Here is a 21,333-nt window from a genome sequence, read left to right as displayed (position 1 = left end):
AAGCAGTATGCCGGCAGTACGAAACATCACGTACATGAACTTACCAACGCTACACGCGATTTAACATAATATACATTATGCGTACTGCCGTATCATCCGCTCAAGACTACGCCAGGCCAGATTTCAACCCTGAGCCCCCGTGCTTTCCCACCACGAATCGCTTTGCGGCATACTCACAAGCTTTGTACCGCTTGCACGCACTTCAAGGGACGACATGGTAAGAACATTTGAACCGCAAGACATGGAACGCGTCCTCGACATCTGGTTGCGCGCTTCGATCAAGGCCCATGACTTTATCGACGCGTCGTATTGGCAATCCAATGTCGTGGCAATGCGCGAACTCTACATCCCTGCATCACAGACAATTGTCATCGAAGACCAATCCGCCGTTCAGGGATTTTGCTCGTTGCTGGGCAACCAACTGGCGGCACTGTTCGTGGACCCTGACCAGCAAGGCCGTGGGCTGGGTCGTCAATTGCTCGAACACGTCAAATCGTTGCGCACCGAATTGAGCCTGGGGGTTTACAAGGAGAACTCACGCAGCATCGCTTTTTACCAGTCCCAGGGTTTTACAGTGGTCAAAGAGCAGATCGATCCGCAGAAAGGCCATGCCGAATACCTGATGAGCTACAAGAGCCACCTTTAAACGTCTGGACGCCACATTCGTCCGTTGGACCCCTCAACCTTCGAGGTTTTTGCATGAAGCAATGTTTCGCCGTTCTAAGCAGCCTGTTACTGATTGCCGGTTGCGATGTTTCATTCAACACAAACGCCAGCGGTACACAGGCGTCCGCAGTCGTAGTATCCGATCCAGGCTCTGCGCAACAGCAACGCCTGGTGGTCGATACCGCTGTGCAGTTCCTGATGTTGCTCGATGCCGGAAGAACCGACATGACCTGGGCCACAGCGGGCTCCGCGCTCAAGGCAACCACGACCGAGTCGAACTGGGTAAAAGGCATCGGGACGTTGCGCATGGGCCTGGGCGAGCTGAAGCAACGTGATCGAGCACAGATCACCTTCACCAAACAGCTGCCTGATGCGCCGCCTGGGCATTACGCTGCAGTTCAGACCCAATCGGCCTTTTCGAACCTCACCGTCACCGAGGCTGTGCTGCTGGCTGAAGAAAACGAACAGTGGCGCGTTGTTGGCTACAACCTCAGTAAAACCGTCGAAGTTGCTGCAAAAATGCGGCTCTTCTAGTAGCGTTCGTGAGGTTGGATTCGCAGCGGTTCAAGGGTGCCCCTGCTCCCCGCTAAACTAGCCTTTTCTTATAACTCAACTAAAGGACTATTTAGTTGAGTTATATTGAAATGTGGAAAGCAGCTGGTCACGCCTACCTGTACCCTGCCCCCTCCTGGTCAAATTGCTGCCTCATCAGGCAAACAATTTCAGCACATCGTCATTCCACTCATGGCCCTGCTCCGACCAGCCGTTACCCACAGGTGGTGGAAATGCGGTATGGCAATAGCCCTGCTTGCCCGTGAAATCAAACACCGCATGAGGGCGATCGTTGATCAGCAGTACCGCCTTGCTATGGTCCATGGACCAGCCGACCTTCACTGTCGAAGGCTTTTGCCGATCAGTTACCTCGTCCACGTTGTAGATGTGCAACGCATCCTGAATCGGATTATCGGTAGCGGTGGTGTCAAGTGCATAGAAGTAGCCGGTCTCCTCGTCGTCCTCGAACACCACAACAAAGGCCCCCTCCTGTGCGGGCGCCTCGATTACAGTGGCTTGGCCTACGATGAGTTCCTGCTCTGCTGCGAGGTAGATGGGCATGCGAACGGTCCTTGTCACCGAATAAAAAGAAGGCGCGAATGATGCCTAGCCTTGCGCAGTACTCGCAAGTGCAACGCAAGGCCCGGCACTCACATAAGTTTGCGTATGACCTGCAGCGCGCCAAGATGCACCGGGTAGAACCAGTACGCCCAATGGCGTACCGGCCAGATGCCGGTGGTGAGAGGCATGCGTAACAGCCACAGGCCGAACAGCGGTGCAAGGAACGCGGTGCCGAGTACGGCCAGTGAGTAGGCGTCCACTTCCATCGCCCTCGCCCACAAACTGCTGCGGGTATTGACCGCCACGCTGAGCAAGGCCGGCACCAGCCATATCGGCCCCGGCCGCTTGATGGCCAACAGCAGGGCCGCCGGCAGCAGGCAGCCGAGAAATCCGTACATCAGCCTCTCGTCCAGCCAGGCGGCCGCGACAGCGGCGCCCACGGCCAAGGCAGCACTGAGCGTGTTGCGATGCTGAAAGCCCCAGGCAATCAGCAGCCCTAGGGTCAGGGTGAACATCACATTGAGGGTGCCCAGCGCACTGATGGGGCGGTACACCCCTTCGGATATCACGCTGAACACCAGCATCCAGCCCAGGTAGCGCGTGTTGCTTTGGCTGAGCAACTGGCCAGGGCGCGAACGCGCGACGTTGGCGGCGATCGCCAGGCAGAACAGCGGGAACGCCAGCCGTCCGGGTATGAACAGGGCGTGGGCGTCGGGCCACAACAGGCGCAGATGATCCAACAGCATGGTCAGCATGGCCAGCCACTTGATCAGGTCCAGCGGGATATCGCGCCGTGTCGCTACAGTCATGGCTCCTCGTTTGGGTCAATGGAAGGCCAGGCCATCATCACACTTGACGGGCTACCCGCGCCAGCAACACCTCAAGCGGGTGCTGCAACCCCTGCCCCTCCTGGCGCTTGACCTGGCTGCGGCACGAATAACCATCGGCCAGCAACCGGCCACCCTGCCCATGCCGGGCCACGATCGGTTGCCAGGACTGCTGGTAGATGATCGCGGAGGTGGCCACGTTGCGGGTCTCGTGACCATAGGTACCGGACATCCCGCAGCAACCGCTCGCAAGCACCTGAAGCTTGAGCCCCATGCGCTCGAACACCTTCTGCCACAGCGCGATCGCCGCCGGCTCGTTGGTCTTTTCGGTGCAGTGCGGCAGGAACTGGTAGACCTCTTCGTCGACCACCGCTGCCGATTCGGGCAGCACCGACGCCAGCCACTCCTGTGGCAAAGCCACGGTCGGGGCACCGTCGTTGCCCAGGGTCTTGCGGTATTCCTGGCGATACACCAGGGTCATCGCCGGGTCCAGGCCCACCAGGGGTACGCCCGAGGCCTGCAACAGCAGCAGCGACTTGGCGTTGAACTGCGCAGCCTTGGCGAACGCACCTAGAAAGCCCTGCACCTGCAACGGCTTGCCATTGGGGGCAAACGGTGCCAGGTACACCTGGTAGCCGAGGCGGCTGATCAGCTCCAGCCACTGGGCTGCCAGAGGCGTTTCGAAGAAGCGAGTGAAGGCGTCCTGCACCAGGATCACGCTGCGCTTGCGTTGTTCGTCGGACAACGCGGCCAGGGCGCCCACACTTGCCTGCTTGACGTTCCAGCGCTTGCACTCGGCTTCGAAGTCATGGGTGCTCAGCAGCGGGCTGTCGACCATGCCAGCCATGTGCTGCAGCGCGTAGCGCACCGGTGTGGCGGCCATGATCGCGTTGTACAGTCGCGGCAAGCGCGCCAGGTGCGGGATGCTGAACTCCAGCGAGCCGATCAGGTAGTCCTTCATCGGGCGCAGGTAACGACTGTGGTACAGCTCCAGAAAGCGCGAGCGAAATTCCGGTACGTTGACCTTGATCGGGCATTGCCCTGCGCACGACTTGCACGCCAGGCAACCGGACATCGCCTCGTACACCTCATGTGAGAAGTCCTTGCGCCCAACAAGGCGCGCCAGGGAGTTCCAGGTGCGCTGCGCTACACCGGTTACCCTGCCCGCTCCCGCCAGGTTCAGCACGTCCACCCCCGCCTCGCCCTGGCGGCGCAGCCATTCGCGAATCAGCGAGGCACGGCCCTTGGGCGAGTGGATGCGGTTGCGCGTGGCCTTCCACGACGGGCACATGGCGTCGTTGGGGTCGAAGTTGTAGCACGCGCCGTTGCCGTTGCAGTGCACGGCGCTTTCATAGTGTTGCCACACGCGCTCGTCGATGGTGCGGTCCAGGTCGCCGCGCAGGGTTACCGCGTCCACCTCGGTCAGGCGCGCCGCCGGCACGCTCGACGGGGTGGCGATCTTGCCAGGGTTGAGCTGGTTGAACGGGTCAAACGCGGCCTTGAGGTCCTGCAGCGCCGGGTACAGCTCACCGAAGAAATCCGGCACGTACTGCGAGCGCAGGCCCTTGCCGTGCTCGCCCCACAGCAGGCCCCCGTACTTGTGCGTAAGCGCCGCGACCGCGTCGGAAATCGGCCGGATCAGCTGGGCCTGGGCCGGGTCCTTCATGTCCAGGATCGGCCGCACGTGCAGCACGCCGGCATCCACATGGCCGAACATGCCGTACTGCAGGCCGTGGCTGTCGAGCAAGGCGCGAAACTCGAAGATGTAGTCGGCAAGGTTCTCCGGCGGCACGGCGGTGTCTTCCACAAAGGGCTGCGGGCGTGCCTCGCCCTGCACGTTGCCCAGCAGACCGACCGAGCGCTTGCGCATGGTGTACACCTGGTTCACCGCCTGGGCACCCACCGCCAGGGTATGGCCCAGGCGCACCACCGAGGTGTCACGCTGCAGGTGCTGGATGAAGGCGTCGACGGTCTGTTCAAGGGCATCCAGGTCGTCGCCGCTGAACTCGATCAGGTTGATGCCCAGGGTCTGGGTGTCGGGGTGCGGCGGGAAGTACTGGGCCACGCCGTGCCACACGATGTCCTTCATCGCCAGCATCAAAACCTTGGAGTCCACCGTCTCGATCGACAGCGGGCTGTGCGCCATCAGCGCCTTGGCGTCGCGCAGTGCATCCATGAACGCCGCGTACTGCACGTTGACCAGGATCGAGTGTTTGGGGATGGGCAGCACATTGAGCCTGGCCTCGACGATGAAGCCCAGCGAGCCTTCCGAACCGCACAGCACGCTGTTGAGGTTGAAGGTGTCCGGGGTTTCGCGCAGGTGCGCCAGGTCGTAGCCGGTCAGGCAGCGGTTGAGATTGGGGAAGATCGCCTCGATCAGCGCCGCCTTGCCGTCGGCAATGGCCTGGGCGCAGCGATAGACTTCGCCGACCTTGTCGGTACGGGCGGTACAGGCCTGCAACTGCGGGTTGTCGATCGGTGCGGTGTCCAGGCGAGCGCCGCCCAGCAGCACGGTGCTCAGTTCGAGCACGTGGTCGCGGGTCTTGCCATAGGTGCAACTGCCCTGCCCGCTGGCATCGGTGTTGATCATGCCGCCCACGGTGGCACGGTTGGAGGTGGACAGTTCCGGCGCGAAGAACAGGCCGTGGGGCTTGAGCGCGGCGTTCAGCTGGTCCTTGACCACCCCGCTCTGCACCCGCACCCAGCGCTGCTCGACGTTGATCTCGAGGATGTTGTTCATGTGCCGCGACAGGTCGACGATGATCCCGTCGGTCAACGACTGGCCATTGGTACCGGTACCGCCGCCACGCGGCGTGAGCACCACCGAGCGATGCTGCGGCTGGGCGACCAGGCGTGCCAGCAACTCGACATCCTGCGCGTCACGGGGGAACACGGCCGCCTGGGGCAGGCGCTGGTAGATGGAGTTGTCGGTGGCCAGCACGGTACGCAGGCCCATGTCGCGCGCGACCTCGCCCCTGAAGCCCTCGCTCTGCAGTGCATCGAGAAAACGCTGGTAATGGCTGGCGGGGACACGGTCGGGGGCAAGCAGAGCAATCATGACAAGGGATCCTGAGGCGATATATGACGCAGCGTCACATTCAAAACACGTATGCTTGGCAGCCAGGCAAGGTCTGCCGCATGCTTTATGGGGCTATGTTCCCGTGTGCGGCGCGGGCCTACAACTGAATTTCGTGTGACTTTTGCATGAGCTTTATGAATGAATCCAAGACGACTCACCCCTTCCATGTCGGTGCTTATCGCGTTTGAGGCCTCGGCGCGCCATGGCAGCTTCACCAAGGCGGCCGAAGAACTGGCGCTGACCCAGAGTGCGGTCAGTCGCCAGGTGCAGGCGCTGGAGGCGCAACTGGAGGTGGCGCTGTTCAGCCGCGTGGGCCGGCATATCGAGCTCACCGCCGCCGGCGCCCTGTATCATCACGAGCTGGCCGCGGCCCTGGCCCGCATTCGCAACGCGACGCTGCAGACCATCGCCCACAAGGCCGGCGACGGGCCGCTGCACCTGGCGGTGCTGCCCACGTTCGGCTCCAAGTGGCTGCTGCCGCGCATGAATGACTTCTACCGCCGCCACCCCGGCGTGCTGGTGCACATGCATTCGCGCATTGCCCCGGCCGAGCAGGACAAGGATCAGATGCACGCCTTCATAAGTGTCGGCACCGGGCATTGGCCCGGCCATGTGGCGCATCGGCTGCTGTCCGAGACGCTGGTGGTGGTGGCCAGCCCTGGCGCCCTGCCCGGCTATGCCAGCCTGACGCCGGCGGACATCTCGCAGCAGGCCCTGCTCAGCGTGGTGTCACGCCCCCATGCCTGGGCCGACTGGTTCGAACAGAACGGCCTGCAGCACCGGGCCATGCGCATGGGGCCGGGCTTCGAGCTGACTGCCCACCTGATCCAGGCGGCGGTGGCCGGTATCGGCATCGGGCTGGTGCCACGCATTCTGGTGCAGGACGAGATCGCCAGCGGCGAGTTGGTGGCGTTGTTCGAGCCGGTGGACAGCGGGCGTGGCTACTACCTCACCTACGCCACGCGCTATCAGCAGTTGCCAGCGCTGCAGGCGTTCACCCAGTGGCTGCTGTCGGTCGAGTTTCCCGACAGCTGAGCGACGTTACCGGCGCCATGTAGGAGCCGGCCTTGCCGGCGAAGGCACCGACGCCGTTGCCGCAAGGTGCGCGCTGCCCCTTCGCTGGCATGGCCAGCGCCTACCGGTTGCCGGGCACAAAGCCCACTGTGTTCGCTAGCGAACAGACGCCTGCGCCATGCGTCGCCACACTGGGGGCCAGACCCCGCGACGCGAGCACCTACAGGCCTTTATGGATAATTACTGGAGCCGTGCACGCGCCAGCCTGCGCAACGCAGGCCTTTGGCGCACCACACCCCGCAAGTTCGAATACGAAGCCATCCTGCGCTCCGAACTGTTCAGCGCCGAGCAGATGGCCGCCCACGGCACCTTTCTGGCCCAGCACCACGCCCTCAGCCCCCGCAGCGGCAATGACACCCTGCTGGCACGGCTGGCCGACAACGAACGGACCCTGGCCAGCAGCTGCGCGGTGCTGATCGCCGAACAGCCCACCGCGCGACGGGTCACGCCGGCGGCCGAATGGCTGCTGGACAACTACTACCTGGTCGAAGAACACATCCGCATCGCCAAGACCCACCTGCCCAAAGGCTACAGCCGCGAGCTGCCACGCCTGGCCAACGGCGTGTCCAGCGGGCTGCCGCGGGTGTATGACATCGCCCTGGAAACCATCGCCCATGGCGATGGGCGCGTCGACGTGGACAGCCTGAGCCACTTCGTCGAGGCCTACCAGAGCGTCACCTCCCTGGCGCTGGGCGAGCTGTGGGCCATTCCGATCATGCTGCGCCTGGCGCTGATCGAAAACCTGCGCCGGGTCGCCTCGCGGGTCATGGCCAGCTGGGCCGACCGCAACCTGGCCAACGACTGGGCCGACCGCCTGCGCGAGACCGCCGGGCGCGACGCCAAGAGCGTGGTGCTGGTGCTGGCCGACATGGCGCGCTCGCAGCCGCCGATGACCGCCGCCTTCGTCGCCGAGCTCGCACGCCGCCTGCAAGGCCAGAGCGCCGCGCTGATCCAGCCGCTGACCTGGGTGGAGCAGATGCTCGCCGAATCCGGCCTGAGCATCGAGCGTCAGGTGCAGCTCGATGCCCAGCAGCAGGCAGCCGACCAGGTCTCGGTCAGCAACAGCATTGCCAGCCTGCGCCTGCTCGCCACCAGCGACTGGCGCGAATTCGTCGAGCACATGAGCCACGTCGAACGGGTGCTGCGCAGCGATCCTGCCGGCATCTACCCAGCCATGGACTTCGCCAGCCGCGATCATTACCGGCATGTCATCGAACGCCTGTCCCGGCACAGCGCACAGTCGCAGGCGGCAATCGCCCGCGCCGCCGTCGAACTGGCCGCCGGTGCGCCCAGCCCGCTGCCACACGCCAGCGCCACCACCCATGTGGGGTTCTACCTGGTCGGCGCCGGGCGAGCGCAGCTCGAGCGCCGCGTGCACGCCGGCGTGGCGCTGGGCGAGCGTTGGCGGCGCCTGCTGCATCGCGCGCCACTCACGTTCTTCCTCGGCCCGGTGGCGCTGCTCACGCTGGGCCTGAGCGCACCGCTGCTGTACACCACGCTGCGCGATGGCTGGCCACTGGCAGTGCTGCTTGCGCTGGCCCTGCCCACGCTGGTGATGACCAGCCGCCTGGCCATCGACCTGGTCAACTGGCTGGTGACCCTGAGCGTGACGCCCCGCCTGCTGCCGCGCCTGGATTTCAGCGAGGGCCTGCCCGCTGAGGCGCGTACTTTGGTGGTGGTGCCCACGCTGATGGCCAATGCCGCCGATATCGAGGAGTTGGCAGAGGGGCTGGAAGTGCGCTTTCTGGCCAATCGTGACGATTACCTGCACTTTGCCCTGCTGACCGATTTTCTCGATGCGCCCAGCGAAACCCTGCCTGAAGACGCCGCGCTGATGGCCCTGGCCGCCAGCCTGATCGAGGGCCTGAACCACAAGTACCCGAACGATGCGCGCTTCGTGCTGCTGCACCGTCCGCGGCGCTGGAACCCCGCCGAGCAGGTATGGATGGGCGTGGAACGCAAGCGTGGCAAGCTGGCCGATCTCAATGCACTGCTGCGCGGGCACGGTCAGGGGCGCTTCATGTTGCAGGTGGGGGATGTCCAGGTGCTGGAGGCGGTACGTTACGTCATCACCCTGGACACCGACACCCAGCTGCCGCGCAATGCGGCCCGCCAGTTCGTCGGGGCCATGCAGCACCCGCTCAACCGCGCCCAGGCCGGCAGCGGTTACGCCATCCTGCAACCGCGGGTCGGCATCAGCCTGCCCAGCGCGGCGCGCTCGCTGTATGCGCGACTGTTCGGCAGCGACGCCGGCGTCGACCCGTACACCCGCGCAGTGTCGGACGTGTACCAGGACCTGTTCGAACAAGGCTCGTTCATCGGCAAGGGTATCTACGACGTGGATGCGTTCGAGCAGGCGCTGCAAGGCTGCCTGCCGGACAACCGCATCCTCAGCCACGACCTGATCGAGGGCTGCTACGCCCGCAGCGGGTTGCTCAGCGATGTTCAGGTGTTCGAAGAGTACCCGGCCCGCTACAGCGCCGACGTCAAGCGCCGCCACCGCTGGATTCGCGGGGACTGGCAACTGCTGCCGTGGGTGCTGCCCTGGGCGCCCACCGCTGGCGGCACCTATGCGCGCAACCGGCTGGATGCCCTGGCCCGCTGGAAGCTGTTCGACAACCTGCGCCGCAGCCTGGAGCCCGGTGCATTGCTGTGCCTGTTGCTGTGGGGCTGGCTGGCCTCGGGCCGGCCCGGGCTGTGGACCCTTGCCGCGCTGTTGCTGGTATTGACCCACGCGGTGCTCGGCACCCTGCTGGAGATGCTGCGCAAGCCTGTCGACGTACCCCTTGCGCAGCACCTGTGGGCAGCGCTGCGCGGCTGCGCCCTGCATTTCGCGCGCGCCGGCCTGCACCTGGCCTGGCTGCCGTACGAGGTCTACTACAGCCTTGACGCCATCGTGCGCACGCTGTGGCGCATGCTGGTCAGCAAGCAGCGCCTGTTGCAATGGAGCCCGTCACGGGAAGTCGAACGCACCAGTGTCAATCGCCTGGGGGCTCTGTACCGCAGCATGTGCAGCGCCCCGCTACTGGCCCTGGTCGTGGGCCTGTGCCTGCTGCCCAGCCCCATGACCCTGGCCCTGGCGGCGCCCTTGCTGCTGGCGTGGCTGGCCAGCCCGGCACTGGCCTGGTGGATCAGCCGCCCCTCCCCGCGCGCGCACTTCGACCCCACTGCCGAAGACCTGCGCTTTCTGCGCAACCTTGCGCGCCAGACATGGGCGTTTTTCGAGCAATACGTCGGCCCCGACGACCACTGGCTGCCCCCCGACAACGTGCAGGAACTGCCGGTTGCCCGCATTGCCCACCGCACCTCGCCCACCAACATGGGCATGGCCTTGCTGGCCCACCTGGCCGCCCACGATTTTGGCTACCTGGGCGGCGGGCGGCTGCTCGAGCGCCTGCAGTCCATGCTCGACAGCATGGACGGGCTGGAGCGTCACCAGCGCCACTTCTACAACTGGTACGACACCCTCACCCTGAAACCCCTGCCACCGCTGTACGTCTCCACGGTGGACAGCGGCAATCTCGCCGGTCTGCTGCTGACCTTGAAGCCCGGCCTGCTGGGCCTGGCCGACACACCGCTGGATGACCCGCGCCAGGCCCAGGGGTTGCTCGATACCCTGGAAGTCTTCGGCCAGGCCCTGACCAATGCCGGCCTGCCCGCCACCGAGGTACAGGCGTTATGCCGGCGTCTGCTGGCACCTCAGCCACACGATCTGGCGCAGCTGCTGCAGGACGCACTCGACCTGCCGGCGCCCGCCGACGATCCGGACGCGCGCTTCTGGTTCGACAGCCTGCAACGTCAGTGCACCGAGCAGCGCGACGAACTGCTGCGTTTTGCCCTGCCTGCCACCAACGAACCGGGCACGCGGCCGCCGACCGGTTGCTGGCGCGACCTGGCGCGGCTGGACGCCGAGCAGTGGTGCGCTGCCGATCGCCCGCAGGTGCTGCAGGTACAGGCCCTGGCCCGCCAGCGCATGCAGCAGGCGGCGCAGCTTGCCCAGCGCGTCGAGGCCATGGCCGACATGGACTTCGGCTTTCTCTACGATGCCCGCCGCGAGTTGTTCGTAATCGGCTACAACGTCGATGAGCGACGCCTGGACAGCGCCTTCTACGACCTGCTGGCGTCCGAAGTTCGCCTGACCAGTTTCGTGGTCGTCGCCCAGGGCCAGGTGCCGCAGGAAAGCTGGTTTGCCCTGGGGCGCCTGCTGACCAGCAATGCCGGGGTGCCGGTGCTGCTGTCGTGGTCCGGCTCGATGTTCGAGTACCTGATGCCGATGCTGGTGATGCCCAGCTACGAAGGCACACTGCTCGACCAGACCTGCCACGCGGCCGTCACCCGCCAGATCGAGCATGCCAGCCAGCTGGGCACGCCCTGGGGCGTTTCGGAGTCCGGCTACAACACCGTCGATGCGCACTTGAACTACCAGTACCGCGCCTTCGGCGTGCCGGGGCTGGGCCTCAAGCGTGGCCTGGGCGAGGACAACGTGGTCGCGCCCTACGCCAGTGCCCTGGCACTGATGGTCGCGCCCGCGGCCGCCTGCCACAACCTGCGGCGCCTGGCCAGGCAGGGGGTGGCCGGGCGGTTCGGGCTGTACGAGGCGGTCGACTACACCCCGGCACGCCTGCCCCCTGGAACGGATGCCGCCGTGGTGCGCTCGTTCATGGCACACCACCAGGGCATGAGCCTGCTGGCCCTGACCTCGCTGCTGCTGGGCCAGCCCATGCAGCGGCGCTTTGCCGCCGAGCCGGCCTTCCAGGCCTGTGCCCTGCTGCTGCAGGAGCGCGTGCCCAAACGCGCCACGCAATACCTGCATGCAGCCCAGGCGCCTACCGTCGACGATGCCAGCCAGGGCAATGAAACCAAGCTGCGCGTGTTCACCGACCCGGACCGTCGTCGGCCGGCCGTGCAACTGCTGTCCAACGGGCGCTACCACGTCATGGTCAGCAATGCCGGTGGCGGCTACAGCCGCTGCAACGACATGGCGGTGACGCGCTGGCGCGAAGACATCGCCAGCGACAGCCTTGGCACCTTCTGTTACCTGCGCGACGTGGCCAGCGGGCATTTCTGGTCCACGACCTACCAGCCCACCCAGCATCGCGCGCACAGCCAGGAAACCGTGTTCACCGATGCCCGCGCCGAGTTTCGCGTGCGCGAGTTCAACTTCGACTGCCACACCGAGATCGTGGTGTCCCCCGAGGACGATATCGAGCTGCGTCGCCTGCACCTGACCAACCGCGCCCGTACCCGTCGCACCCTGGAGCTGACCAGCTACGCCGAAGTGGTGCTGGCCTCGGCCATCAGCGATGCGCTGCACCCGGCGTTCAGCAAGCTGTTCGTGCAAACCGAGCTGGTGCGACCGCTGCAGGCGATTCTGTGCAGCCGGCGTCCGCGTGCCAGTGACGAAGCCGTGCCGTGGATGTGCCACCTGCTGGCAGCCCACGGGGCGGACATCGAGCAGATCTCCTACGAAACCGACCGTGCCCGCTTCATCGGCCGCGGCCGCACCCTGCAGGCGCCGGCCGCGCTGACTGACACCTGCGAGCAGCTGTCCGGCACTGCCGGTGCGGTGCTCGACCCGGTCGTGGCCATCCGCTGCCGTATCAGCCTGGAGCCTGGCCAGAGCGCCACCATCGACCTGGTCACCGGGGTGGCCGACAGCCGCGAGGCCTGCCTGCACCTGATCGACAAATACCGCGACCGGCACCTGGCCGACCGGGTGTTCGACCTGGCCTGGACCCACAGCCAGGTGCTGCTGCGCCAGCTCAACACCTCGATGGCCGATGCCCGGCTGTTCGAGCAGATGGCGGCCTCGGTGCTGTATGCCAACCCTGCATTGCGCGCCGAAAGCGCCGTGCTGGCCAGCAATCGGCGCAGCCAGTCGGGGCTGTGGGGCCAGGCGATCTCCGGGGACCTGCCCATCGTGCTGGTGCAGATCGCCGACCCGGCCAACATCGAGCTGGTACAGCAGATGGTCCAGGCCCATGCCTACTGGCGCCAGAAAGGCCTGGTGGTGGACCTGGTGATCTGGAACGAAGACCAGGCCGGCTACCGCCAGCAACTGCAGGACCTGATCATGGGCCTGGTGACCTCCGGGGTCGAAGCGGCCCTGCTGGACCGCCCCGGCGGCATCTTCGTGCGTCCTGCGCAGCAGCTGTCCAGCGAAGACCGCACGCTGATGCGCTCGGTGGCACGCCTGATACTCAACGACAGCCATGGCAGCCTGGCCGAGCAGGTCCACCGGCGGCGCATCGAGCCGGCCCTGGCGCCGTTCACCCCCAGCCTGCTGCAAGGGCCGCAGAGTGCCGGCTACACGCTGCAGCCGCTGGCCATGGCGCCCACGCTGGGCAACGCCTACGGCGGCTTCAGCGCCGACGGCAGTGAATACATCATCAATCATCGCCCGGGCCAGCCGACCCCGGCGCCCTGGGTCAACGTGCTGGCCAACCCCGGGTTCGGCAGCATCGTCTCGGAAACCGGCGGTGCCTACAGCTGGTACGAAAACGCCCACGAGTACCGTTTGAGCCCCTGGCACAATGACCCGGTCAGCGACCCCGGCGGCGAAGTGCTGTACCTGCGCGACGAAGATTCCGGGCAGGTCTGGTCGCCGACCCCGGCGCCCTGCCCGGGCAGCGGCGCCTACCGAACCCGCCACGGCTTTGGCTACAGCGTGTTCGAGCATGTGCAGGACGCCATACACAGTGAGCTGTGGGTGTTCGTGGCGCTGGATGCGCCGGTCAAATTCTCGCGCCTGGTGCTGCGCAACACCGGCGATCGTGCGCGACGCCTGTCAGCGACCTGCTACGTGGAATGGGTGCTGGGGGACTTGCGCAGCAAGTCGGCCATGCACGTCGTCACCGAAGCCGACCCGTTCAGTGGCGCACTGTTTGCGCGCAACGCCTACTCCATCGAATTCTCGGGTCGCGTGGGGTTTCTGGACTGCGACTGGCCCCAGGCCGGCCTCAGTGGCGACCGGGTCGAGTTTCTGGGGCGCAACGGTACCCTGGCCGACCCGGCAGCCCTGCGCCGGGCGCGCCTTTCGGGGCGCCTCGGCGGCGGCATGGACCCCTGTGGTGCGCTGCAGGTAAGCGTCGAGCTGGCGCCTGGTGAAAGCCGCGAAGTGGTGTTCCGCCTGGGCGCCGAGCAGGACGCCAAGGCCGCCACCCGGCGGGTGCAGCAGTACCGCGGCGTACGCGCCGCCAACGTCGAACTGGCGCGGGTCACGCAGCACTGGCGCACCATCCTGGGCAGCCTGCGCATCCACACCCCGGAGCCTGCGCTGGACGTGCTGGTCAACGGCTGGCTGATGTACCAGGTGATTGCCTGTCGCTTCCATGCCCGCAGCGGCTATTACCAGTCCGGCGGTGCATTTGGCTTCAGGGACCAGTTGCAGGACAGCATGGCCATGGTGCACGCCGACCCTGCCAGCAGCCGCGCCCACCTGCTGCTGTGTGCCCGCCACCAGTACGTGCAGGGCGACGTGCAGCACTGGTGGCACCCGCCGATGGATCGCGGCGTGCGAACCCGTTGCAGCGACGACATGCTCTGGCTGGCCCTGGCCACCAGCCGCTATGTGCAGATCACTGGTGACACTGCGGTGCTGAACGAGCCCGTCGGCTATCTGGACGGTCGCGCACTCAACAACGGCGAGGAGTCCTACTACGACCTGCCCGGTCATTCGCCCCTGCAAGAGCCCCTCTACCAGCATTGCCAGCGCGCGCTGGAGCACGGCCTTTGCGTCGGGGCCCACGGCTTGCCGTTGATGGGCAGCGGCGACTGGAACGACGGCATGAACAAGGTGGGTGAGCACGGCATAGGCGAAAGCGTATGGCTGGGCTTTTTCGCCCACGAGGTACTGCGTCGGTTCGCCGAAACGGCGCAGTTGCATGGCGATGCCCGCTTTGCCCAGCGCTGCGGCGAGCAGGCGCGGCGGCTGCGCAGCAATCTGCAGGCCCATGCCTGGGACGGCGCCTGGTACCGGCGTGCGTATTTCGACAATGGCCAGCCCCTGGGGTCGGCCAGCAACCAGGAGTGCCGCATCGACTCCATCGCCCAGAGCTGGTCGGTGCTGTCGGGCGCCGCGCCCATGGATCACTGCCGCAGTGCCATGGCATCGCTGGACCGCCACCTGGTGCGGCGTGATATCGGCATCGTGCTGCTGCTGGACCCGCCGTTCGACAAGGGCACGCTCGACCCCGGCTACATCAAGGGCTATGTACCGGGGGTTCGTGAAAACGGTGGCCAGTACACCCACGCCGCCGTGTGGGCGAGCATGGCGTTCGCCCGCCTGGGCGACGGCGCCCGCGCCTGGGAACTGATGCGCATGATCAGCCCCCAGAGCCAGGGCCATGCCACCCGCATCGAAACCTACAAGGTGGAGCCCTACGTGATGGCGGCGGATGTCTACGGTGTGGCGCCCCATGCCGGGCGCGGCGGCTGGAGCTGGTACACCGGTGCGGCCGGATGGATGTACCGGCTGATCGTCGAATCGCTGCTGGGGGTGGAGCGCCAGGGCAACACCCTGCTGCTGCAACCGCTGCTGCCGCCAGAATGGTCGGGCTTCAGCCTGCAGTACCGGTATGGCGCCAGCGTTTATCACATCGATGTGCACCGGGGCACACAGGCCGTACAGGTGCTGAGCCTGGATGGCGGGGTGATCGACGGCACAAGCCTGTCGCTGGTCGATGATGGCGCCGAGCATCAGGTCACCTTGCTGTGCGCTGCATCGGCAACCGCGACGTTACCCTTGCTAAAGGGAGTACCCTAGGGCCTTACCCTATGGATGCCGGCCCCATGTCCCATGATCCAGCCAGCGGGCAGAACCATCTGCTCGCCGCCCTGCCCGACCCGGTACGCGAGCGGCTGCTGCCGCACCTTGAGCAGGTTGCCTTGCCGCTGGGCAAGGTGATCTACGAGCCGGGCGACAGGCTGACGCATGTGTACTTTCCCACCGATGCCATCGTTTCGCTGCTGTATGTCATGGAAAACGGCGCCTCGGCGGAGATCTGCGTGGTGGGCAATGAGGGGCTGGTGGGCATTGCGGTGTTCATGGGCGGCGAAAGCACCTCCAACCGTGCCGTGGTGCAAAGTGCCGGGCTTGCCTGGCGCTTGCCGGGCCAGCGGCTCAAGGACGAGTTCGACCGCCATGGCGAGCTGTTGCTGCTGATGTTGCGCTACACCCAGTCGCTGATCACCCAGATGGCACAGACCGCCGTGTGCAATCGCCACCACTCGATCGATCAGCAGTTGTGCCGCTGGCTGCTGCTGTCGCTGGACCGCCTGACCGGTAACGAGCTGAACATGACCCAGGAGCTGATCGCCAACATGCTGGGCGTGCGCCGCGAAGGCGTCACCGATGCGGCCGGCAAGTTGCAGCGCCTGGGGGTGATCGAGTACAGCCGCGGGCACATCAAGGTGCTCGATCGGCCGCAGCTGGAACGACTGAGTTGTGAATGCTATGCGGTGGTGCGCAGTGAAACCCAACGCCTGTTGCCCTATTTGCCGTTACGTACCTAGTTTTCCATACCCAATACCCTACGGTACGTAACTCGTCACCGGTGCCAGGTTCTTGTAGAACCTCAATGCCTGATCATTTATTCCAAAGCAAAAGCCGAGAATCACATGGCTATCGTTATTGTTCAGGTAGCGGCCAAACTCCACCTCCGTCATTCCCTTGAGGTCGACTACCCTCACTCTTCCTCCCACTGCGCCACCATGGGTCGCCGTATCCGATAGGAAAAAATCTGAATTGATCAAGGTTGATCTGCGGATGCCATTACTGGCCCAGTTGGCTCCATCGGGTGCGCCGTGAGAGCCCGAAAAAATCAAGATCTCCCGTGGAACGGCATTCACACTCGTTCTACGGCGGAAATAATTCAGGGGCGTATTGAAGTTTTTTCCTGCAACGGGGCGGTTGCTACCGAAGATGATTTTATCCTGCCCCGTCGAAAAGCTTTTCCAGGCCCCCTTCGGTGCCGAACTCAGGGGTTGCGTGGTCACAGTCGGCAGGCTGGAAAACTTCGAAGCGCTTCTTTTCAGCAGTTGACCATTGCGCAGGCCACCCACTAGGCGATTGGCCTTCGCGGCAACTTTTGGCGCAGACGACCCAATCGACATACCTAACGAAGCCAGGCCTGTTCCGAACGATATCCAGCCCAGAATGCCCGCAGCCTTTTCGTTGCCACTGGCCTCAAGCGCCATCGACGCAGCTCCGCTACCCAGGGCAATGGCTTCCACCGCTACCGCTGCCACCGATACGGCTCCTGCAATGGATGTGGTGGCCACCGCCGCGACAGCGCCTGCCGCAGCACCTGCAGTACTCGCACCGGCACCGAGCAAAGCTGTGTACGCCGCACCTACCGCAGGCGCTGCGGTGCCGGCAGTCACGACCACTGCAATCGCCCCCATCACCAGCCCGATACCAGCCACGACCCAGTTCCACCACGCATGCCCGTCTGGGTCAACGCGGTTGACCGGGTCGCCGCTGCAATACGCATAGCGGTTCAAGCCGCCCGCACCATCGGGGCTTGCACTGTCGGGGCTGAGGAACATGAACAGGCACGGGTCGTAAGGGCGGTTGCTGCCGGGCATGTACAACAGACTGTCGGTTTCGCGCACTTCACCGGCGTAGCCCACCCGGCTTTGCGCGGTGCCGTTGTCCAGGCCATGTGCGCTGTAACCCACAAAGCAATTGCTCTCGCCGGTTTCAATCTGCACGCTGCCTTGCCCATCGCTGGCGCTGATCATAACCGTGCGTACCGCCTGGCTCAGCAGGGTCTGGGCGAACACGGTGCTGCCGGCACGCATCAAGGTCAACCAGCCCTGGTCGCTCTGCTCGTTGACCATACGCTGGCCGTCATAAAAACGGTGGCTCGTGGTGCCATTGACGCGGGTCTCGATCAGACGGCCCAGCGGGTCATACGCATAGTCGCAGGTACTGGTGCCGTCCTCCCGGCGCGTCAGGTGCCCCTGGCTGTCCCAGGACAATGCCCGCCACAGTTGTCCGTCATGCCGCTCCCTTGTCAGTTGACCAGCGGCGTCGTATTCAAGGTCGATGATCAGAGCCTGCGGCCAGCTGTGGGTGATCTGAACCGGACGATCTGCAGCCACATCGCTGTCGTAGGCGAACCTCATGTGGTTGCATTGACCATTCTCGTACTCGGTGTCGATCTGTTCATAACCGTCGAGCGCATTGAAACAGAACGTCTGGCGACGAATGCGCTGCCCGGTGCGGGGGTCGGTGACCAGATGAGGCCCTTGCGTGGTGGCTTCGACCAGGCGATTGCGCACGTCGTAGCGGTAGTGCTCTTCGCTCAACAAGGTAGCCTGCTCCGCCTCCAGCGATTCCCACGTGCGTGTCGCCACCTGATCCTGCTGGGTCCAGCTCAAGCGCTGGCGAAAGCGCTGCATACCCGAGATACCATGGCACACCCATGTCCGGGTGCACTCACGGCCCAGGAGGTCGTAGGTCAGGGTCTGCTGCTGGGACTGGCCGTGCTGGCCGTCGGTGGTGAGGGTCTGCGCCAACCGACCGAATGCGTCGTAGCCCAGTTGCAAGGCCAGCGGGCCGCAGTGCTGGCCACTGATACGCCCCACGGCATCGTAGGTGCAGTAAGTCATCTGGCCGTGTACATCGGCAAACGACAGCACGCGACCGTTCAACGAATACTGCCAGCCGCAGGTATGGGGCTGGCCTGCATGGTGCCAGTGCTCGGCACTGGTCACACCCGAGGCGGTGAAATCCCAATCTATCTGCCCCAGCCCGCCGGTGGCCCGGGTAAGGCGACCGTGGGGCGGGCTGTAGGTGAAGGTACTTTCACTGTTTTCGCTCGGCCGTGCGATGCGCTTGAGCTGATAATCCAGCTCGGGTTCATAGCCGAAGTGCGTGACACTGCCGTTGGAGCGTGTGAGTGCTTCGGGAGGAATCTGCCCCACATACGCCAGGGTTTCCTGCTGCCCGCCGCAATCACGCGTCAGGGGGCGATCCAGGCCATCGAAGGCCTGCTTGAGCAGCAACGTCTCGCGGGTTGCGGTGCATAGTGAAAGGGTTGCTATGGCATCGCCATCGCTGTGGGGTGCGAAGCGCCATTTCACGCGGCTGTGGTCTTGCAGGGTACGCTGCGCGACCCGGCCGTCACGGTCGTAGACGGTGGACGTGGTGCGCTGCTCGCCATCGGGCGTCTCTATCGTATGGGCTACCGGACGCTGAAGCGCATCGAGTGTCCAGCGCTCCCGGCGCAACAACGGGCCACCCCCAGGCTCATGCAGCTCCACACGTTCGACACTGCCGCTTGCATTCAGGTACAGCGTGGTGCGAGGCCCTTGCTCCCCCGTGGCGCTCTGTTGCCAGGACACTTGGGTACGCTGGATGGGGTCGTGCTTTGTATGGTCCACCGTGCCGTCTGCATGCTGCACCCGGCACACGGAGCCCCAGTCATCGTAGGCGGTGAGCACCGTACTGCTACAAAACGGGGTGTTCTGGGCGGCCGCCCAGTCCTGCGAGGTCTCACTGGTGACATTGCCCTGTACGTCGTAGGTCACTCGGCGCACTTCACGCAGGGGGGCACCGGGGCTGTCCAGAAACTCGAGCAGTTCGCGCACCGGGCGTCCCTGACCATCCAGCTCCACACGCAGGCGCTGGCCGTTGCTGTCGGTCTGCTCGACGTACACCGTTCGATCACGCTGCAGGCCAACCAGCTGGTAGGTACAGCGGGTGCTGGTCGCATACGGCGTGTTCGCGCTTTCTATGCGGCGTATGGTGCGGCCCAGTGCGTCGTGGTCAAAACGGGTCACGGTACCGTGTTCGTTGCGTTCTTCGATGGTCAGGCCCGTCAGCACGTGGCGCAGGGTCGATGAGCTGATTACCAGGTGGTCATGGCTGATCCGTTGCTGGGTTTCGCACAGCAACGGGCCTTCGAAGGTGCGCAGGAAATTCGTGGTGGCGGCGTAGCCGTTGTAGAGCGTGACACTGGATATCGGTAGGCCATGGAACGGGCTGTCGGCTGCCTGCTCGACACGCTGCAGGATTCTGGCCGTTTCAACTTCCCCGCTATCAATCGCTTCCCGAGCCACTTCGCTGTCCAGCACCAGGTGCTGTCGATCCTCTGCCTGGCGCTTGTGCAGCCTGACGTAGGCATAGTCGGTGTGCGCCACATGACCCGCCGACCGTGCATCGGGTGCCGGGGCAGTAGTGGTGAAGCGCTTGAGCCAGCGCACGAACCTTCCCCCGTCATCCGGGCAGCCCTGCGCGCCACCCAGCGGATAGTATTCGCGGCTTTCGCTGCGCCCATCGGCGAATCGCTGGTTCAGTACATTGCCATAGGCATCGTATTCGCACGTGTCGCGTTCCTCCCTGAACCGGTTGCCGGTTTCATAGCGGGTAATGCGGGCAATCGGCAGCTGACACCAGGCCGGCTGGTCGTCCCAACCCACTGCAGGGTCGTCTGCGTACACGCTCTGCTGGCAAACCCTGCACTCGCCGCGCACGGTCAACTTCTGCGTCTGCAGGTGATAGTGATTCCAGGTGTATTCGACACTTTGCACCTTGCGCCCCTGTTCGTCGTGCAGGGTTTGCAGGCATCCATAGTCATAACGTGGCAGAAGATAGAGGTTGTCCTTGCCGTCTGCCCATTCACCTGCCGAGACACCCCCGTAGCCAAAGCAGTTGTTGGAGCCGATCAGGGCGTAGGTGGTGTAGGCCACCGGCTGGGCCGCACCGGGGTCGTGCCGATGCGTGGACACCCTGGGCAAAGCGGTCAGCGGCGCGCCCTGTGGCAGCCGAAGCCCATTGTTCCCCGTGGCGTAATCGACTTCGTCCGTGCTGCCCAGCGGCCCCAGCACCTTGCTCGGGAACAGCAATCGGCTTTGCGGATCCTGCCAATAGGTGAAGGCCCAGCGGTTGCCGCCATCAGGCAGGATCAGCTCATTGAGCCGGTCACTTCGCAGCAGCGTGACGACTGTGGTGCTGTCAGAACCCGGAAACATCACGAAGCGGGTTTCATCCCTATCATGCTGGACGTCCAGCAACAGACGCTGCTCGTCGCGGATGGTCCACAGCAGGTAGGGGCCACTGCCTGCAAGCCATTCAAGGTACGCGCGGCGCCCCTGGGCAGAAACGATCTGCTTGAGCATGGCCATGCCGCTGTTGTCCTGGACCTCGAGGTACTCGCAGACGCCATCCTTGTAGTCGATGCGAAAGCAGCGAGCCCTGTCGTCAACGGTGAACACCTTGAACGAACACAGCTTCTGGTCTTCGAACACCAGTTGCCCGCCCTTGCTCAAATCCGAACGGTCGCTATCGAACTTGAACGTGTCGCCCGAATTGATCCGTAGCTGACCGGTATTGAAATCAAGCATGGACAACCCGAGCGTCCAGCCGAGGCCATACCCGCTGTCGGTGTGCGAGCCCAGTGGGCTGAAATGCAGCGCAGGTTGAATGACCGGCCCGGCAAGGTGGTTGGCGTGCAGTGCCGGCAGCTCGCAAGCCAGCGTGAACTGGCTGGTTCTGGGGTCCACGCCGGTGCTTACATGGCTCAGAAAATTACTCGCCTGGGTGTAGAGCGCGCCGGCGCGCAGGCG

The 21,333-nt window shown here is 64.7% G+C and carries 9 protein-coding genes; 5 read left to right on the top strand and 4 right to left on the bottom strand.

The annotated features are described in order from the left end of the window. The first annotated feature begins 214 nt into the window (after positions 1-214). Both ACPRTJ_RS24045 and ACPRTJ_RS24040 read left to right on the top strand, forming a co-directional pair. Complete coding sequence (locus ACPRTJ_RS24045) at positions 215-646, top strand: N-acetyltransferase (RefSeq protein WP_426429150.1); 432 nt, start codon at positions 215-217, stop codon at positions 644-646. 53 nt (positions 647-699) lie between these two features. Then, on the top strand, positions 700-1,200 hold the full coding sequence (locus tag ACPRTJ_RS24040; RefSeq protein WP_058540192.1) for a DUF4019 domain-containing protein: 501 nt from the start codon (positions 700-702) through the stop codon (positions 1,198-1,200). Positions 1,201-1,374: 174 nt separating this feature from the next. Here the strand turns inward: ACPRTJ_RS24040 and ACPRTJ_RS24035 are convergent, their stop codons facing one another. The 3 genes from ACPRTJ_RS24035 to ydiJ form a co-directional block, all read right to left on the bottom strand. Next, entirely contained in the window at positions 1,375-1,779 is a 405-nt protein-coding gene (locus ACPRTJ_RS24035) for a DUF2251 domain-containing protein (protein WP_229590104.1), read from the bottom strand. Positions 1,780-1,868: 89 nt separating this feature from the next. After that, positions 1,869-2,588 (bottom strand): TraX family protein, encoded by a 720-nt coding sequence (locus ACPRTJ_RS24030; RefSeq protein WP_043862795.1) that lies wholly within the window; start codon positions 2,586-2,588, stop codon positions 1,869-1,871. Positions 2,589-2,625: 37 nt separating this feature from the next. Continuing rightward, on the bottom strand, positions 2,626-5,664 hold the full coding sequence (gene ydiJ, locus ACPRTJ_RS24025; protein ID WP_275732000.1) for a D-2-hydroxyglutarate dehydrogenase YdiJ: 3,039 nt from the start codon (positions 5,662-5,664) through the stop codon (positions 2,626-2,628). Between the two features lie 159 nt (positions 5,665-5,823). Here ydiJ and ACPRTJ_RS24020 point away from each other — a divergent pair, with 159 nt between their 5' ends. The 3 genes from ACPRTJ_RS24020 to ACPRTJ_RS24010 all read left to right on the top strand — a co-directional run bounded on the left by ACPRTJ_RS24020 (position 5,824) and on the right by ACPRTJ_RS24010 (position 16,272). Then, positions 5,824-6,720, top strand: coding sequence for a LysR substrate-binding domain-containing protein (locus ACPRTJ_RS24020; protein ID WP_078480977.1), 897 nt, complete (start codon positions 5,824-5,826; stop codon positions 6,718-6,720). A gap of 211 nt (positions 6,721-6,931) precedes the next feature. Continuing rightward, positions 6,932-15,523 carry a GH36-type glycosyl hydrolase domain-containing protein gene (locus ACPRTJ_RS24015; protein ID WP_426427390.1) on the top strand — a complete coding sequence of 2,864 codons (8,592 nt, stop codon included), beginning with the start codon at positions 6,932-6,934 and terminating at the stop codon, positions 15,521-15,523. 26 nt (positions 15,524-15,549) lie between these two features. After that, positions 15,550-16,272 (top strand): Crp/Fnr family transcriptional regulator, encoded by a 723-nt coding sequence (locus ACPRTJ_RS24010; protein WP_043862791.1) that lies wholly within the window; start codon positions 15,550-15,552, stop codon positions 16,270-16,272. A gap of 18 nt (positions 16,273-16,290) precedes the next feature. On the opposite strand, the gene ACPRTJ_RS24005 is transcribed toward ACPRTJ_RS24010, so the two are convergent. After that, complete coding sequence (locus ACPRTJ_RS24005; protein WP_426427389.1) at positions 16,291-21,270, bottom strand: RHS repeat-associated core domain-containing protein; 4,980 nt, start codon at positions 21,268-21,270, stop codon at positions 16,291-16,293. Positions 21,271-21,333 lie beyond the last annotated feature (63 nt).

It is taken from the genome of Pseudomonas palmensis, from assembly GCF_049942755.1.
Lineage (GTDB): Bacteria > Pseudomonadota > Gammaproteobacteria > Pseudomonadales > Pseudomonadaceae > Aquipseudomonas > Aquipseudomonas palmensis.
Note: the sequence above shows the minus strand (reverse complement) of the source record. Positions and strands in the feature narration are given on the sequence as shown.